The organism is Candidatus Izimaplasma bacterium HR1 (assembly GCA_000755705.1).
GTDB lineage: Bacteria > Bacillota_I > Bacilli_A > Izemoplasmatales > Izemoplasmataceae > Xianfuyuplasma.
Window position 1 is genome coordinate 970,150 of record CP009415.1, and the last position, 17,286, is coordinate 987,435.

General features: G+C 29.6%; 18 protein-coding genes. All 18 read left to right on the forward strand.

Translation table 11 applies throughout. From position 1 onward, the window contains the following. Nucleotides 1-679: 679 nt before the first annotated feature. The 18 genes from KQ51_RS04775 (at nucleotide 680) to KQ51_RS04860 (ending at nucleotide 17,181) form a co-directional block, all read left to right on the forward strand. Nucleotides 680-2,008 carry a hypothetical protein gene (locus tag KQ51_RS04775; protein WP_144242084.1) on the forward strand — a complete coding sequence of 443 codons (1,329 nt, stop codon included), beginning with the start codon at nucleotides 680-682 and terminating at the stop codon, nucleotides 2,006-2,008. A 554-nt stretch (nucleotides 2,009-2,562) separates the two neighbouring features. Continuing rightward, entirely contained in the window at nucleotides 2,563-2,943 is a 381-nt protein-coding gene (locus KQ51_RS04780) for a GntR family transcriptional regulator (protein ID WP_052609203.1), read from the forward strand. After that, nucleotides 2,936-3,763, forward strand: coding sequence for an ABC transporter ATP-binding protein (locus tag KQ51_RS04785; protein ID WP_052609205.1), 828 nt, complete (start codon nucleotides 2,936-2,938; stop codon nucleotides 3,761-3,763). Before KQ51_RS04780 ends, KQ51_RS04785 begins: the two co-directional genes overlap by 8 nt. A gap of 12 nt (nucleotides 3,764-3,775) precedes the next feature. Then, entirely contained in the window at nucleotides 3,776-4,468 is a 693-nt protein-coding gene (locus KQ51_RS04790) for a hypothetical protein (protein ID WP_038469562.1), read from the forward strand. Nucleotides 4,469-4,872: 404 nt separating this feature from the next. Beyond that, nucleotides 4,873-5,616, forward strand: coding sequence for a Fic family protein (locus KQ51_RS04795; RefSeq protein WP_038471766.1), 744 nt, complete (start codon nucleotides 4,873-4,875; stop codon nucleotides 5,614-5,616). 360 nt (nucleotides 5,617-5,976) lie between these two features. Then, nucleotides 5,977-6,309 carry a hypothetical protein gene (locus KQ51_RS04800; protein ID WP_038469566.1) on the forward strand — a complete coding sequence of 111 codons (333 nt, stop codon included), beginning with the start codon at nucleotides 5,977-5,979 and terminating at the stop codon, nucleotides 6,307-6,309. A gap of 304 nt (nucleotides 6,310-6,613) precedes the next feature. Next, nucleotides 6,614-7,363 carry a tRNA pseudouridine(38-40) synthase TruA gene (gene truA, locus KQ51_RS04805; protein ID WP_038469569.1) on the forward strand — a complete coding sequence of 250 codons (750 nt, stop codon included), beginning with the start codon at nucleotides 6,614-6,616 and terminating at the stop codon, nucleotides 7,361-7,363. Between the two features lie 197 nt (nucleotides 7,364-7,560). Beyond that, nucleotides 7,561-8,346: a MerR family transcriptional regulator gene (locus tag KQ51_RS04810; RefSeq protein WP_038469572.1), complete on the forward strand. Its 786-nt coding sequence runs from the start codon at nucleotides 7,561-7,563 to the stop codon at nucleotides 8,344-8,346. 2 nt (nucleotides 8,347-8,348) lie between these two features. Beyond that, a complete protein-coding gene (locus KQ51_RS04815; protein ID WP_038469576.1) occupies nucleotides 8,349-9,116 on the forward strand; it encodes an EFR1 family ferrodoxin in 768 nt (255 codons plus the stop codon). A 134-nt stretch (nucleotides 9,117-9,250) separates the two neighbouring features. After that, on the forward strand, nucleotides 9,251-10,180 hold the full coding sequence (locus tag KQ51_RS04820; protein ID WP_038471768.1) for a nucleoside hydrolase: 930 nt from the start codon (nucleotides 9,251-9,253) through the stop codon (nucleotides 10,178-10,180). Nucleotides 10,181-10,351: 171 nt separating this feature from the next. Further along, nucleotides 10,352-10,798 (forward strand): LytTR family DNA-binding domain-containing protein, encoded by a 447-nt coding sequence (locus tag KQ51_RS09410; protein ID WP_052609207.1) that lies wholly within the window; start codon nucleotides 10,352-10,354, stop codon nucleotides 10,796-10,798. Nucleotides 10,799-10,809: 11 nt separating this feature from the next. Next, entirely contained in the window at nucleotides 10,810-11,784 is a 975-nt protein-coding gene (locus KQ51_RS04830; RefSeq protein WP_038469581.1) for a hypothetical protein, read from the forward strand. A gap of 84 nt (nucleotides 11,785-11,868) precedes the next feature. Next, a complete protein-coding gene (locus KQ51_RS04835; RefSeq protein WP_038469584.1) occupies nucleotides 11,869-12,594 on the forward strand; it encodes an MBL fold metallo-hydrolase in 726 nt (241 codons plus the stop codon). 9 nt (nucleotides 12,595-12,603) lie between these two features. Then, nucleotides 12,604-13,164, forward strand: coding sequence for a DNA-3-methyladenine glycosylase I (locus KQ51_RS04840; RefSeq protein WP_038469587.1), 561 nt, complete (start codon nucleotides 12,604-12,606; stop codon nucleotides 13,162-13,164). Between the two features lie 180 nt (nucleotides 13,165-13,344). Continuing rightward, nucleotides 13,345-13,848, forward strand: coding sequence for a hypothetical protein (locus tag KQ51_RS04845; protein WP_038469590.1), 504 nt, complete (start codon nucleotides 13,345-13,347; stop codon nucleotides 13,846-13,848). Between the two features lie 65 nt (nucleotides 13,849-13,913). Continuing rightward, the gene (locus KQ51_RS04850) at nucleotides 13,914-14,153 is read left to right on the forward strand and encodes a CDGSH iron-sulfur domain-containing protein (RefSeq protein WP_038469593.1); all 240 of its coding nucleotides are present in this window, start codon (nucleotides 13,914-13,916) and stop codon (nucleotides 14,151-14,153) included. An 845-nt stretch (nucleotides 14,154-14,998) separates the two neighbouring features. Next, nucleotides 14,999-15,583 carry an NUDIX hydrolase gene (locus KQ51_RS04855; RefSeq protein WP_038469596.1) on the forward strand — a complete coding sequence of 195 codons (585 nt, stop codon included), beginning with the start codon at nucleotides 14,999-15,001 and terminating at the stop codon, nucleotides 15,581-15,583. An 899-nt stretch (nucleotides 15,584-16,482) separates the two neighbouring features. Continuing rightward, nucleotides 16,483-17,181 carry an SOS response-associated peptidase gene (locus KQ51_RS04860; protein WP_038469599.1) on the forward strand — a complete coding sequence of 233 codons (699 nt, stop codon included), beginning with the start codon at nucleotides 16,483-16,485 and terminating at the stop codon, nucleotides 17,179-17,181. Nucleotides 17,182-17,286 lie beyond the last annotated feature (105 nt).

The following is a 17,286-nucleotide window of genomic DNA, read 5'->3' on the forward strand; positions in this document are numbered from 1 at the left end:
CATGATTCATGTAATAAAACTGAGGGAGTATAGGGATTTTAAGATACTTAATCTAGATTATTGTAAATATCAAAGATTTCTGACTTTTTAAATATATATATGGTTAATTAAGTAAATTTGGAGGTGGTGAGAATATGAGAAATGATAGAACAATGAAAATAATTATTTCGAGCATTCTTATATTCTATACAATAATTCAAGTTTTTTATTTTGCTCAAATTGATATAATACCAACTGGTATTTTTACTTATAAAACATTAATGAATATCCTGTTTTTTGTTCTAGAATTATGCATCTTGGTGGGATTAAGTATTCTTATAACATATATATTACCAATAGTTTGTATAGTAAAAATATATAGACTGAATATTGCACTTAGTGAAACAAGCTTCCCGAAAGCAATTAAGCAAGTTTACGCAAAAAAGAGCTTAACTCTAGTTAATAAAAACAAGTTGCAAAAGCTTCAAGTGATTAGATGTTGATCGTATTTTGGTTTGTAAAAGAAATCTAAAATACGAGAGGAGAAATTATTATTAAATATATTAAGAAATATTATACGATATTACTTTTAGTTATCGTGGTGATTTTTTGGTTTACACCTAGATATAACCAACTATTGTATGTTACTAAGCATACACTTACTTTTCTATTATTAGGACTATTAAGTATTAAAATAACAATGGCATTATTTAAACGCAATTTAGATAGAAACAGTGACGTTTTCCAAGAGAAGCGGTTAATCTTTTTTAGAATTATAACAGTTGTATCAATAGTGACATCGCTAACGGTAATCTTAATAACACAAAGAAATTATATTATGGAGGCAGAAACACCACCTATCCAGAGATGTTATTATTACGATGAGTTTGGAAATTATATCCATGGTTCTCGATTAATGTATAATTGTCCAGAACCTGTAGTAGTTAAAACAGAAGACTCTTTAATTATGACTTTTGAATATAATTATTTTGGTAGCGGTAATGGATACAATGGTTTATCAGGAACTGGTATGACAGGTTACCAGTATCGGAAAGTGGATACTGGCGGATCAAAGATCAGGGTTGAGGTCAGATACACAGATGATAATATTATTGAGTATTATCGCTTACAGGAGATTAGTAATTACTATGCAGATGACTATACCAAAGATGAATCTATAAGTGACTTTGATAAGGCTTTTACACTTGTAAATCAGACATTAGTCTCAAATTATTATGAAGTAATTATTGAAACAGAGTTTGGTTCTGAAGATATAATACAAAACAAAAAGAATTTCAGATTAACAGGGGTTATTGATGGGGTTTCTGATATAACAGATTTTCCATTTCATGATTTCAGTGCAGATGAACCAGACTATGAAACAGAATATCGAGTTGAATATGAGTTAGCTGAAGAAAATACCTATGAATTTAAATTCTATGAAGATGTACCTTCAAGAGATTCTTATAGTATAGAATCAAAGTATGAGGGATTTGTATCAAACATCTTTTCTGGATATAGGATCTATTTTGAAAATGAACAAACAGATTTAGGAGAAAATATGTACTCATCTCAAATGTATAACTTTACGATTAATAGTTGGGATAATACATCGTCATATGTGAGAAAGTATTATCAAAGCCTTTGGGATTACGATTTCACTAATTTGAAAGAAACTGAATTATCAGTTTTAACAGAGAAAAACTATATTAGTCTAGAAAATTCTCAGAATGAGATTACATCGAGTTATGATGTTGATAACTATAATGGATTTACATTTTTCGAGTATAATTACAAGACGTGTTTATTATATGAAACTGATTATGGATATCTTATTGAAGAATATGGAAATGATGGAATAAAAGATGAATCAGAGTTAAGCAGTACCATAGGAGAAATTGGGCATGTTAATAGTGGACCAGATGATAATATTATTGGTTTTGACAATCAAACACATTTATTTTATGAAGATGCACCAATGTTTGATTACAACCCTATCTTCAAATACTTGCTTTTATTAACTGAATAAAATATTTAAAATGGTTTATTTTGAACAGAAATGTAATTATTCCAAGTAACACTAAAGAAACATTAAACTCCCTATTATTTAGGGAGTTTTTATTGCAATTTAATGGATCAAAAATGAAACTGATATTTACTTAATAGTTTTCTTCAACTTTACTCATCATTATTGGGAAAGGGGTTGGTCCAAACTCAACTCCACCAATAGTACCCGCGTCCGAGAATTTCAGATGGCTTTAATTAGCCGTTAATGGAATCCTCGGTTTTTTATTTACCCAAAATTATAGTGAAAACTGACAAAAAAATCGGTGTTTTTTCTCGCCAGCCCTATTACAATAGGGAAATTTCAAATTTTAACGAGTCGAACCCGTGTCCTAAAAAGCATGGAAAAAGGTCCAATCAGACTATATCTACGCTTTTTTAATAAGGACGATAAAATTGTAAAGTATATATGAAAAAACAGAGGGAGTTAAGGGAACTGATTCATTTAAACGGATTTGAAAAATGCTATTGACTTATAACTGTATCCATTGTATGATAACAGTAGAACGAGGTGATTTTGTGAATCTAAATGTGTCATTGTATTCTGATAAACCAATATATGAGCAACTAAAAGATCAACTGAAAAAGGCTATTATCAAAGGTGAATTAGAGAAACACTATAAATTGCCTAGTGTAAGAGTCTTGTCAAAAGAATTGCAGATTGGAATAGTGACTGTAAAAAGAGCTTATGATGATCTTGTAAATGAAGGGTTTGTTTTTAGCCAATCAGCGAGAGGTTACTTTGTAAGTGAAATTGATCTTGATAAAGTACAAGATATGTATTTATCTAGAATTAATGATTTGCTTGATGAAGTTGTTCGCCTAAAAGATGATGCTAATATTGATTTTCAAGTACTTGAGGGGATATTAAAGCAAAAGGGAGATGGACAAAATGAATAGTATTGAAACTAATAAATTGTGTGCCAAAATTGGTGATTTTGAACTGAAAGATATCGATTTACAGATACCAGAAGGTTCTATTGTAGGTTTGATTGGGAGGAATGGTGCAGGTAAAACTACTCTATTCAAGACATTACATGGATCATACATTAAAACTTCAGGAGATTTAAAGTTATCCGGATTGAACTATATAGACAATGAGAAAGAAATTCGAACTAATGTGGCAGTTGTTTATGATTTCTTTAATGGTAATCCATATGCGAAAGTAAAGTGGCTAAGAAAAATTTACGTTCAAAGTCACCCGAATTTTGACTTGAAATTATTCGATGAATTAATAAAACGATTCAACATTGATTTAAAGAAGAGAGTTAGTAGCTTATCACTAGGAATGCAAAAGAAACTTATGCTTATACTAGCTATTTCAGTTCATCCTACAACACTTTTATTAGATGAACCGTTAATAGGAATCGATCCAATTGATAAACAAGAGTTCATCAATATAATCCAGTCTTATATGGAGAATGAGAAGCATTCCATTATATGGTCTAGCCACCAAATTGATGATGTTCAAAAGATTGCGGATTATATTGCATTTATGAATGAAGGGGAGATCGTATTATTTGAGGATAAGGAAACATTACTAGACAAATATAAAATGATTACATTAGCTGAAAATGATAGGAACAGTGTGATACTTATTAATCCAAAAAGCACTCCATTTGGAGTTCAAGGACTTGTTCGAACTAAAGACTTAGGAAAGGTTGCAGGTAAACATAATCAGGCTTCATTAGAGCAGATATTTGTTCACCTGTGTGCATAGAGGATAGATATAATGAAAAAATATTTTAAGTATTACAATATATTAAGATTAACAACTCCATCAAAAAAGGGTTTTTTCTATACTTTACTTTTTGTACTACTAAACATAATTGTTTATAACAAGTTTGTAAGTCTAACAGACATGTTTACAACAGGTTTTGCAGTGATGTTCTTTTGGTCTTTATTTGCAGTGATTTACTATGTATATCTTATCCAATCAGAATCATCTCATCCGATTTATCAGTTTCCATTAGATAATAAAGATAGGGTAATAAATGGTTACATAAGTGTGTTTTTTACCTTTTTGGGTGTAGTAGTTATAATGGTGCTACTAGCATCTACAACATTATTATTGTTCACACTTCTTACAGACGTGCAAAACAATACAGTAAATGATCCTTTTTATCTCGCTGGTACAATTTATTCAATTGGATACTCATTTATAGTACTTGCTGCATTTATGCCCACAGCTTTCATGATAAATGTGAAGATGAGATATATTCATGGATTTTTATCAATCATGGCTTTGGTAGTATTCAATTACACAATTACTTGGATATTAACTGGTAGATTAAATATAGATGCAAATATGTCAATTAATATGGAAGATACATCATATGGCTTATTTTTATCAATTGTAGTACTGTTCATAAGTGTATTAGCGTTGCTTGTTTCGTACTCAACATCTAAGAAACTATCTAGCTAAGACGTAAAACAGGGGGTCGATTGCACTCAACTCCACCAATATAACAAGTAAATAAAGCGCTTTTAACTGATTGTCAGTTGATGGGGCTTTTTTATTTGGTCAATAAAAAACTACAGTTTCTTAAGTGGGGAGTAGGCATTATGTTGTTCTACTAAATTTTTCCTCTCAAGATGTAAATATTGACAATATACCGGTAACGGGTTAATATAGTATTGAGAGGTGATATCATGAAATATATTGGAACTAAAGAAATATCAAAAAAATGGGGTATCAATGATCGTAGAGTAAGAATATTATGTGAAGAAGGTCGTATTGAAAGTGCGATGAAAGTTGGAAAGAGTTGGTTAATTAGAGAAGATGAGGGGAAACCTTATGATGCAAGAAGAAAAAGTAATAAAGAATATATTGGTTTAGAGTCTGATTTTTCAAATATTGATTTATTGAAAAAAGAAATAGATTCATATAGACCCTTACCGAAAAGAATATCAAAAGGTCTACATGAGAAACTTATAGTTGAGTGGACATATAATAGTAATGCTATTGAGGGCAATACCTTAACTATGTCTGAAACAAAAGTAGTACTTGAAGGCATCACAATTGGTGGTAAAAGTGTTATAGAACATTTAGAAACAATCAATCACAAAGATGCAATATTATTTTTAGAGGAATTAATTTCTGGTAATGAAGAGATATCTGAATGGAATATAAAGAATGTTCACTCTTTAATACTTAAGGACATAGATAATAAAAATGCAGGGAAGTATAGAAATGAGAATGTAATAATAAGTGGAGCAAGTCATATTCCACCTAACCATGTGGTTTTACAAGAACTTATGCAGAAACTAATAATTGAATATAACAAGGAATGGAATGAATTTCATCCAGTTATAAAAGCATGTTTGTTACACGGGGAATTTGTTAAGATACATCCATTCATTGATGGAAATGGTAGAACAGCGAGATTGATATTAAATTTTGAATTAATGAAGTATGGATATACTCCAATAATAATTACAAAGACTAAAAGAGCTGAATATTATGACACATTAGATTATGCTCATACTACAATGGACTACTCTAAATTCATTAAATTAGTCTCGGAATTTGTCGTTGAATCTGAAATGTTATGGTTGAAAGTAATTAGGTAATTGTCATGGACGATGGTATCCTTCAGGGACCCTCAACTCCACCAATAAAAGACTTTAACTAAGGCGTTTTAACTGATTATCAGTTGAGAGGTCTTTTTTAATTGGTCAATAAGAAATCATAGTTTAGATAGTGGGGAGTATGCTTTGTGTTGTTTGCTTAAATTCTCCCTCTCAAGATGTAGATATTTTTATGTGGCAATGTAGTTAGTATGTATTTTCTACCTTCTGAACTCCTATCTGCATTTATTAATTGTTTCAACAATGTGCCTGTTAATTAGTTTGATGTGTGTTGAGCAAATTGATGAAAGGCTATACCTTGTTGTTTGTTATGTGATATAATGTTTTAGAAGAGGTGATAGTATGAGTCCTGAAAGATTTATATTTATGGCAATTTTGTTTATTGTACCTTGTATGTATGGTATATCAATGTTATGGTATTTCTTCATAAGTAAAAAAAGAGGAATCTACTTTATAGAAATTTTAGTATCTGCTGCATCTTTAATAGGTATGATCATGTTATTTTCAATAGCTTATTCTGCAGATATGGGAGATGCACTTGCTGCTTTATTCGGTTCGTTCTTTTTGATACCGGTAATTGTTGGGGCACTAGTTGCTGCATTATTAGTAAAACTCACGATTGTATTTTTGACAGATGTTCAAACTCGCTCAAATCCACAGAATTATAAGAAATAGAGAGCATTCGTGTGCTCTTTTTTTAAAGTCGATTATAGTTCCATAGACTTCATTTACATTTTAAAAACATTGAAACCAAGTACAATTTTGGACTGTAATGTAAATTGAATCCTGGATGTGATTTGCATCGTAGTCATATGATAACTATTTAAATAAGAAGCTTCTCGAAATATATAACAAATTTGGTTAAAGAATAAGGAACATAACATTTTGAATTGCGGAATTACCTAGTGAACTATTTCACAAAATATGATAGAATTTGATTCTACACATATTAATATAAATTAAAGAGAGAAGTGAGAATATGAGTATTGAAAAGCAAAATTATAAAATGACAATTTCATATGATGGCACACATTATAAAGGATGGCAACGACTGAAAAATGACGAGAAATCGATTCAATTTAAGATAGAAAGAGTCTTGTCTGAATTATATAAATCTGAGATTAAGATAATTGGTTCAGGAAGAACTGATGCTGGAGTACACGCATTGTGTCAAATAGCTAACTTTCATGCAGAGAATGCTTATTCTACGGAAGAGATTTATAGATATGTAAATCACTATCTTCCTGAGGATATTGCAGTTAGTAATATTGAAATAATGGATGAGCAATTTCATTCTAGATTCAATGTTTCTGAAAAACACTATCAATATAAAATTTGGAATGGAATTCATTCTAGTGTTTTTGAAAGAAAAAATAGTTATTGGGTAAAAGACTCTTTAAATATAAGCAAAATGAGAGAAGCCTCTAAATTATTAATTGGTAAACATAATTTTCTTGGGTTTTCCTCTAAAAGTAAAAAGAAAAATACAATTAAGGATATTTATAACATAAATATCTCAAGTGAAGGATCAATGATTTCTATCGACATATTTGGAGAAGGTTTCTTATATAATATGGTTAGAATTATTGTTGGTACACTTATCGAGATCGGGCAATCAAAAAAAGACATTGATGTAATTCAGCAAATTTTTTCAAGTGGAATCCGTGAAGAAGCAGGCTTTACAGTTCCTGGAAAAGGATTGTGTTTGGTTAATGTAACTTATAACTAGTAGTATCAAGAATACATGATAACTAAGTATTGTAGAGTTGTGGAAGAGAGGAACCTTTAGAGCCGCTCTCCACCTCAAGTAGTAAAATAAAGGGCATATAAATTTATGCTCTTTTTTATTATATTATAAATTAAATAACATATACCTTGTTTGTTACGTAACGTAATGTATTATTATAGTGAATAGAGGTGCTCAATATGACGATTAACAATAAGCTTTTAGTTGGAGAAATGGCTAAACTAGCAAATGTATCTGTAAGAACATTACAATACTATGACAAAATAGGTTTACTAAAACCTTCAGAGATAAGTGAAGGTGGGAGAAGAATATATAACTCAAATGATATATCTATTATCCATCAGATAATTACACTTAAATCACTTGGACTATCTTTGAAGGACATAGGAAAAAGAATAATCCCTATAAATTCGAATAATGATATTGTACACATGTTGGACCAACAATCGAAAATTATCAAAGAGCAAATATCTAAAGCAAATAAAACTGTTGAATCTATTGAAATGATAAAAAGGGAAATAATCGAGACAAATCAAGTCGATTGGGCTAAGTACTCCAATATGGTAAAACTAATAAATGATAACAACGAGTATTACTGGGTAATAAATTTCTTAGACAAAGATATTCTAACAAGTATTACCGAGACACATGAATTAGATGAGAACCAAGGAATGTCACCGGATTGGCTAAAAAAATGCCTCGAGAAAGCTGTTTTGCTCGATAAGCAGGGAGTTAGTCCAGAAAGTGTCCAAGGACAAGAGATAGCCAATGAGTGGTGGAGATCAGTTATGAAATACACCAAGGGTGATTCCAAACTCCTTGAGAAACTCTATAAATTTTATAGTGGTGCTGGAAACTGGCCGGCTGAATTTGGAGAAATTCAAAAGAAATCACAATTATTTCTAGAAAAAGCTATTGAGTATTTTATGAAAGAAAAAAATATAAATTCACTATTGGAGGAATAACTATGTACACATTGCTATACTTTAGCCCAACGGGGAATACAAAACATCTAGCAAAACAATTAGGTGAAAACCTAAAAATTGATGAAACTTACATTCTCCCTTTAGAATTTGCAAAGCCGGAAGACTTAAAAACTAATGATACCCTTATTTTGATGTTTTCAATACAAGGGTTTAATGCACCTCGCACAGTAAAACGCTTCATCAAGAATTTACCAGAAGGATTATACAAGAAAGTCCATATAATTGCTGTAGGGTGTAATACTTTATGGCTTAATGATGCAGTGTCTATAGATATCAAAAAAATACTACACTCGAAGAATTATGTAGTTGGTTTAGATGAAGTATTGGCAATGCCACTTACTTTTGTAATGAGTTTTCCTGATGCTGCAGGTCGGAAATTAGTCAAAGAATCCGAGGATAAGATAAATGATATCAGTAGCATAATTTCTAAAAACCATTCATCAAATAGAAAAGTAAAATTCAAATCAAAAGCAGTTAATTTAATAGGGAAACTTGAAGATCCAGCTGCTCGACTATTTGGATTAGAACTACATGCCACTAAGGCATGTAACTCTTGTTCGATTTGCTGGAATAGATGTCCTGAAAACAATATAAAGCCAAATAAATACAACATTCCAAAATTTGGACTTAAATGTGAAATGTGTATGAGGTGTATCACAGAGTGTCCCCAAAAAGCAATCACCCCTTATATATCAAAATTTATACTAATTAAGAATGGTTACTCATTATCAAGATACTTAAGTAAATAAGAAGGTGAATTACTATACATAGGCTCTTTTTGTAGGTAATGTGAAAGTTATTACCTTAGATATGATATAATTGTTCTAAGACTAACAATCCATATACTGAAAGGAGATACATTCATCTCGAATGTATGCAAATTATGAAAAAAAGAAAAATAATATTAGATTGTGACCCAGGTCATGATGACGCAATAGCAATTCTATTAGCAGGTAAAAATCCAATATTTGATTTATTAGGTATTACAGTAGCTTCTGGTAACCAAACATTAGCTAAAACAGGAAGAAATGCCTTAAACTTAGTACAGTATTTAGAACTTGATGTACCTGTTTGTTTAGGTGCAGTAAATCCTATTATAAAAGAAGTTGAAGTATGCGAGGCAATCCACGGTGAATCAGGACTTGATGGTTTTGACTTCCCCCCGTTAGAAATTGATTTTGATAAGCGTAATGCTATGGAATTTATGATTGAAGAAATCTTAAAAAGTAAAGAAAAGGTAACAATGATTACAACAGGACCTATGACTAATCTAGGTCTTGCACTAAGAATTGAACCAAAGATAATAGAAAATATTGAAGAAATCGTCTTAATGGGTGGTTCTTATCAAAATGGTAATGTAACACCTGCTGCAGAATTCAACATTTACTGTGATCCAGAAGCAGCATATATATGTTTTAATTCTGGAGTAAAAGTAACAATGGTTGGGTTAGACGTTACTAGAAAAGTGAAAGTATTCTCGCACATTATTGATAGAATGGAAAAAATAAATAACAACGGTTCTGATTTATTCGTAAAATTAATGCGAGTATTTAATGAGAATCAAAAGAAAGTATTTGGTTTTGATGGTTCACCATTACATGACCCTGTAACAATAGGATACTTAATAAATCCTGATTTATTAGAAATACAACATGTTCATTGTGATATTGATATATCTCATGGGACTAGTTATGGTCGTACTAATTGTGATATCTTTGATTTTCTCGAATTAGAAAGAAACACCTATATCGCAAAAGACATTGATGAAGAAATGTTTTGGGATATGATTGAAGAAGCTTTAAAAAGATACTAACAAAGAAGAGTATATTAATTTATACTCTTCTTTTATTGTTATAGTTTTATGATATAATTACTAATGTGTATGGGAGAAATATCCTCTTATGATTGAATAAGTGCAACTTATGCATTATTCGTATACATAAGTTTTTTTTTATACTAAAATTTGATCGGGTGGTGATGAAGAGTGAAGATAAAAATCGTTTGTCAAAAAGATAATTATGACAAATACAAATCAATGTTAGAGAAAGCGGGATTCATAATATCTGCAGATGCCGAACTAACATTTAGAGAAGACGATTATAAACAGGAAACATTTATCGGAGAAGTTGAATCAAAATATGAAATCATCCACTATTCTAAAATAGTTTTTATCGAAAGTTTTGGACATGAAATTAGTCTGCATACAATGGATAAGACCTATTCTATTAGAGAAAAACTCTATGAAGTAGAAGGTGTCTTACATGATAAAGATTTTATTAGAATAAATAAATCACAAATCATCAATAAAAAAGCCATTCAAGAAATTAACCCAACATTCAATTCTCGTATTATTCTATTAATGAGGAATAAAGAGAAATTAACAGTAACTAGAAACTACAATCAGGCTTTTAAACGAAGTATTGGATTATAGGAGGAGAAAATATGTCAGCAATAATTATAGTTTGGTTCTTTTTACTACTAATTGTTTCAGCAATAATTGTAGTAGCATACCGAATGATATATAAGCAAAATATGAATAAAGCATTAGAAGGTAACGCAACACAGGGGCTAATAGATATTGGCCAACTACTTAAAACACTTACCTTTATAGCATTATTGGTGTTAAGCATTATAACACTTACAAAAATAAATGCATTACAAGCTCAAGTAAATAATTTAGAGAATCAAGTAAATAATCAAACCACATCTTTAAGAAGTTCAATTAACTCGATCAGGAGTTTGAATGACTCATACATCCAGTCACAAGAACTAATACAAAGTAGTGGATATGAACTAGTTGATATGAATGACGAATTATTTGTCTATGACATCGAATTCACCTTACTTGAATTAGATACAGGGGCAGATGTATATATTGTTATAGAAGAAGGTATTAACATTGAGAAAACATTACTAGTTAGTGAATCGCTTTCTTATCATGCTGCAATAAACTTAGATAGATATGATTACACAATAAGCGTCTTAATTGAAGGAACAACAACAACTCAAAAAGACTTATTTAATATTGAAGTAGAGGAAGATGTTGATCAAATTATTAGTGCATACATGCTACCAGGAATTAACGAAAGCACTGATCGAGAATTTGTAATAATTCAAGTAGCAAATATCTTTAAAGATATTGAAGAATTTACTATTTCTACTGTCAACTTTATGGTTTATGATGAAGAAGATGTACTCGTAAGGAATTCTACGCTTACATCACCAACTGACATGGAAGCATTATTATCGCAGTATATAACAGCAGATGAAGAATATGAAATCAATAACAATGAACAAGACATTGATTTCTATGCTATAGTGATAGATTTAGATGAGAGTTCTTGGTCAGATCTCAAAACTGTTGTAACTATAACGTTAGAAAATGGTAACATAATTATTAGAAATCTGTACTTTTAAAAACTGAAGAGCTGAATAGCTCTTTTTTTGATACAAAATCATAAGAATATATATGGTATAATATTTAAGATGGGAAGTGTAAATATGAAAGAACTTAAAATAAAAGATAACTTTTATCAATATCAGTTTGAATCTATCAATGAATATCAATTGGGATTAAACATATATGTATTATACAATGATGAAGAATGCATCGTTTTTGATGCTGGATACGAAAGAAATATGGTTGTTCTAAGGGAAAAATTGAAGGACTTCAAGATTAATTACGTGATCTGTACACATTTTCATCCTGATCATTGTTATGGCTTAAATGAGCTACCAAAACAAAATCTAATAGGTAGTAGATATTCCCTAGAAACCCTAGAAATGTTTGATGACTTAGAGAATATGAAATTAATCCCTACTGTGCTTATTGATGATGAGACTATAATCAATTTTTATGATCATAAAATCACATTATCTCTAAATAAAGGACATTCTAATTGTGGAATGTTGATAAACATCGATGATGAGTACTTACTTGTAGGCGATGAGTATATGACAACAAATGATAATTTACCTGTATTACCATATGTAGCAGAAACAATCACACAACATATAGACGCATTAACTAGGATAATTGAAAACTATGAGGGATACACATTGTTACCATCCCATGGGTGTATTACAAAGGAATTAAAAGAACTTAGTTATAGAAAGAAATATCTTGAATTCGCTGATACTAAAGACAGAGAATTAAGAAATTTCTATAAAAAAGACGATATTCATTTTATCAATGAGAGATGGCATTCATTAAACATTAAGAAATGAGGAGTATAAATGAATAGATGTAATTGGCCTAGTCTGGAAAACTCAGAGATATATAAGGAATACCACGACCACGAATGGGGTGTTGCTTCATACGATGATAGATACCTTTTTGAGATGATAGTTTTAGAATCATTTCATTGTGGATTATCATGGTTAATAATTCTAAGAAAAAGAGAATCATTTAGAGAAGCGTTTGATAACTTTATACCCGAGATAGTGGCTAAATATGATGAAGGAAAGATTTATGAACTTCTAGGTAATAAAGGGATTGTAAGACATATAGGTAAAATTAAAGCAGCTATTAATAATGCAAATAAATACATAGAAATTCAGAATGAATTTGGTAGTTTCAGTAATTATATTTGGTCTTTTACTGATAACAAAGTTATGGTACTAAAAGGTGATAATTTTGTGACTAAAAATGAATTGTCTGATAAAGTAACAAAAGATCTAAAAAGAAGAGGTTTTAAATTCTTAGGAAGTGTTACAACATACTCATATTTAGAGGCAATTGGTGTAATGAATAATCATTACTCAGGATGTGATCTTTCCTCAAAAAATAGGTTGTAGTTTTGACTCGCTTTGTTGCACATGTTTTACTAGTCAATTATGCAATATTTATAATGGTCATTTTATCAATCATAATTGCAGAAGTGAAAAAAAGAATTACCTTATACAGTGATTCTTTACTAGATTTGAAATATAAATATATTTTGATATAATTAATTATCCTTAAAAAGGAGGAAATGTATGAAACTACTACAAATATCAATGAGAGTTATTGCTTTTTTATCATTATTTGTATTTGCAATTTTAGCCTACAACTTGGCAGAAGGAAGAATCATTAGCTTGCAAGGATATATAGATTTTAGTTTGCCTATGATTTTCTTTTGGTCTTCGATTTTTCTTATCTGTCTTGAACTAACCAAAAGAGATATTGGTTATTTGAAAATTGTAACAATACTACTAGTCTTTTATAGTGTTTTGTCGTTAGTGCTCTTTGCTATTAGAGATAATACAGATTATGAAGTGTATGAGAACAATGAACACCAAGCAATTGTAAGATTAACTGACGATGAAGTAAGATACAACATAACTGTGTTTTGTGAGGATGGAAATTTCTTCTTCAAAGAAATATACCAAACTAGGATTGGGAAGCATTATGAGGTATCGTTCGAGGTGATTGGAAATGAATTAATTATTGAACGATGCAATGCTGGAATTTGCTTGACTGACAATGTAGAATTAGAATGAAATATATTCATACCATTAAAATAATATTACCAGCTGTGGTAAAATTAAGTAAGGAGAGTGATTAAATGTCTAAGAAGAAGCGTGAACCTATCGCAGTAGAATTAAAACAAAATAAACAATATTACTGGTGTCAATGTGGGCAAAGTGATAATCAACCATTTTGCGATGGATCACATAAGGGTTACTTTTGTGAACCTGTGATGTTTACAGTAAGTGAAAATATAACGAAAAAACTTTGCACATGTAAAAACACATCTAATCCCCCGTATTGCGATGGAACTCACAGAAAGTTTAATGCAGAATAAATGAAATATTGAAGAATAAACACCTTAGTTTTCTAGGGTGTTTTTTATATATTTTGAATATCAATATGTATCTGCAATAAATTGGTAAGTCAATAGAGTTATTGATATACTGGTCAACTCTAGATATATGTATTATTAAATTGATATTATCATTTAAAAAGGATAAAAAAAGGAGAGTATTCATCTCACCTTTAATCACCGAATCAAAGACGATTTTAACTTTTGCATTTCTCATTCCAAGAAATAGAGATTCAGATTCTAAAATCCGACAGAAAAATGCAAATGAATGTAAGTTCAAAAAAAAGTGACGAAACTGAATTGAATGACTTATAATGAAAAACAATGATTAGCTGAAATATAAAAAATATAATATCGAGAATTGAATCAAGGTAACTCAAAAAAAATTATTTAGATTTATGTTTTGAAGTGGGGAATTAACTTTTAATTTTAGTATTACTGTAGGAGGTCTCTATTAACATGGCAAGTAATAACTTATGGATATTTCCACCTGAAGTGAAATTATATCTGAATTTTCATCTGATAATACTATAAAATTTTCATTAGATATAGAAATTGCATTACTTATAATTGTAGATATAATAAACTGAAAGAGATTTAACAGTCTAATATGGTATAATTGCATATATATCACGAAAATTCTATAAAATCATTCAGTTTATTGCCGGTATATATTTATACGAAAAATAGGGTGATTTTTTGCTAATTTTTATGAAAAGTATGTTCTTTTTGCGTTATTTACATAAAATTAGTGATTATTGAGAGAAACAGCCTGAAGTGTACAAAATATTACCTAATAGTACATTTGCTATATTGGAGGATATAAAATGAGAAATTTAATTGAAAATTATATTCCGTTTAGCAAACAGGAAGAAAAAGACAAAAAAGCAATTCTTCAATTTATGAATCATAATAATGATTATTTACTTCAATCTAATTTAGTAGCTCTTATGTCGAGTAGTGCTATTGTTGTAAATGAAGAAATGAAAAAGGTGCTTTTCGCGTACCATAATATCTATAATTCATGGGGTTGGGTTGATGGGCACAATGATGGTGATGATGACCCATTGAATGTTGCTATGAAAGAAGTTGTGGAAGAAACAGGAATAAAAAATATGAAGATCTATTCTGAGGATATATTTATTCTAGATGTTATATACGTTTTTAATCATATCAAGAATGGTGTATATATAAATGATCATTTATACTTGAAAGCTATATCTTTGATGATTGTTGATGAAAATGATAAACTTACAATTAAACCTGATGAAAATTCCGGTGTCCAATGGTTTGATATAGATACAGTTTTCGATCATGTTTCAGAGGATAGGATAAAGTCAGTCTATAAAAAAGCCTTTAATGAAATCAAGAGAAACAATCAAAACTTGAAAATGATAAGTAAATATCTATAATATTCCATAAGTGGTCATTAAGTTTGCTCGCCTGAAATGTAGAAGTTTCGAAGAATGATTTTTAAATATTTCTTAAATGAGCCGAATTTATATACTAGAAGATATTGAATTTTCAGAAATATCTCTATATTTTTCAAATTGTAATTTAAGAATACGATAAATACATTGAAATTGTTATTAATTTTTACGAGTACGTTACCGATATACTGAATATGTGTTTTTTAACATCTGAATAATTTGAATTATTGTTTTTAATATTATTTATGAAATATAATAAAGTTTTGTAATTAAGACATTAATATATTACCTGATCCAATATTTATATATTTCATTTATATTTGTTATGACCATTTAAATATATGTTATATCGTCTAAAATGAAAATACACATAATTTGCCCTATTTTACTAAAATTGATGATTATTTCTCTCGAATAAACACCTGAATTTCAATAATTTTGCCATTTTTTTAGATTTTATCTGTGTAACATTGGGGATAATCACCTATTTTTTTATTTATACAGTTGCATTTTTTATGTAATTATTTTTCTAGTTATTTTGTTATTTTGTGGCAATATTCAATTATGGTCAATTATAAGTATGGTTTTTGATTACTCAAATTGCGAGTATTTATTTTGGGAGTGCACTTATATTTTTAAGTCTCCTCTGTTACTATCGGATGATTCGCATCGATAATTAAACTCTCCAAGGATAGTATTCCTGAATCATTTTTATGTATTTGTCTTAGAACTTAATATGAGCATTGAAGCTTTACTATTATGATTTGAATTATCTTTATGCCTTTGAGATATATATAGTTATATACAACCACCAGTTTTAGGTGGTTTTCTTATATGATTTTTATAGAAAGTGCTATAATATTTTTATAGGAGGTTATATTATGTGTGGAAGATTTATTGTAAGTTATACATATGCTGAATTAGTGAGTTTTATGTCTAGTACTTTTGATATATTTGATTTAGATCCTTCAATAGAAGCACCACGTTACAATATTGCTCCTGGAACAGAAGTGTTGAGCATAATTAATGATGGTGACAATTATCGTGCTGGAAACCTGATTTGGGGCTTCATACCATTCTTTGCAAAAGAGAGTAGTACTGGGTATAAAATGATTAATGCAAGAGTAGAAGGTATCGAAAGAAAAGTTTCATTTAAGGACTCTTTTTTACATAAACGTTGTTTAATCTTAGCAGATGGATATTATGAGTGGAAAAAAGTACTAAATCAAAAACAACCATTTTTGATTAAAAACAGGGACGACAAGATATTCTTTTTTGCTGGGTTATGGAGTAAGTATATTGATAAGGATAATAAAGTGATTTATTCAACAACAATACTGACAAAAGAAGCAAGTAATGAGCTTGTGGATATTCATGATAGAATGCCTATTATCTTAGATGAAGATAATGCTAAGTTATGGCTGGATAAAGACGTTCAAGAAGTTGAAGAATTATTTAGTATCTTAGATACATCTAATCAACAAAATATCACTAAAAAGAGAGTTAGTGAGTATGTTAATAGCGTAAAAAATAGCTCATCTAAATGTATAGAAGAATATCTTGATGAACGATTGATTTAATAGTCATTTTGAAATGACTATTTTTTATTGAGTGTTTATCATATTTATATAGTTTGCATATGATATAATTATTTTAGAGTTATTATAAATAAAGGGGGCTAGCTT

Excerpts from the sequence above, each read along its gene's own strand:
- KQ51_RS04850 (WP_038469593.1), top strand. The coding sequence starts at position 13,914 with ATGTCTAAGAAGAAGCGTGAACCTATCGCAGTAGAATTAAAACAAAAT.
- KQ51_RS04855 (WP_038469596.1), top strand. The coding sequence starts at position 14,999 with ATGAGAAATTTAATTGAAAATTATATTCCGTTTAGCAAACAGGAAGAA.
- KQ51_RS04820 (WP_038471768.1), top strand. The coding sequence starts at position 9,251 with ATGAAAAAAAGAAAAATAATATTAGATTGTGACCCAGGTCATGATGAC.
- KQ51_RS04845 (WP_038469590.1), top strand. The coding sequence starts at position 13,345 with ATGAAACTACTACAAATATCAATGAGAGTTATTGCTTTTTTATCATTA.
- KQ51_RS04860 (WP_038469599.1), top strand. The coding sequence starts at position 16,483 with ATGTGTGGAAGATTTATTGTAAGTTATACATATGCTGAATTAGTGAGT.
- truA (WP_038469569.1), top strand. The coding sequence starts at position 6,614 with ATGAGTATTGAAAAGCAAAATTATAAAATGACAATTTCATATGATGGC.
- KQ51_RS04810 (WP_038469572.1), top strand. The coding sequence starts at position 7,561 with ATGACGATTAACAATAAGCTTTTAGTTGGAGAAATGGCTAAACTAGCA.
- KQ51_RS04790 (WP_038469562.1), top strand. The coding sequence starts at position 3,776 with ATGAAAAAATATTTTAAGTATTACAATATATTAAGATTAACAACTCCA.
- KQ51_RS04800 (WP_038469566.1), top strand. The coding sequence starts at position 5,977 with ATGAGTCCTGAAAGATTTATATTTATGGCAATTTTGTTTATTGTACCT.
- KQ51_RS04840 (WP_038469587.1), top strand. The coding sequence starts at position 12,604 with ATGAATAGATGTAATTGGCCTAGTCTGGAAAACTCAGAGATATATAAG.
- KQ51_RS04835 (WP_038469584.1), top strand. The coding sequence starts at position 11,869 with ATGAAAGAACTTAAAATAAAAGATAACTTTTATCAATATCAGTTTGAA.
- KQ51_RS04775 (WP_144242084.1), top strand. The coding sequence starts at position 680 with ATGGCATTATTTAAACGCAATTTAGATAGAAACAGTGACGTTTTCCAA.
- KQ51_RS04785 (WP_052609205.1), top strand. The coding sequence starts at position 2,936 with ATGAATAGTATTGAAACTAATAAATTGTGTGCCAAAATTGGTGATTTT.
- KQ51_RS04815 (WP_038469576.1), top strand. The coding sequence starts at position 8,349 with ATGTACACATTGCTATACTTTAGCCCAACGGGGAATACAAAACATCTA.
- KQ51_RS04830 (WP_038469581.1), top strand. The coding sequence starts at position 10,810 with ATGTCAGCAATAATTATAGTTTGGTTCTTTTTACTACTAATTGTTTCA.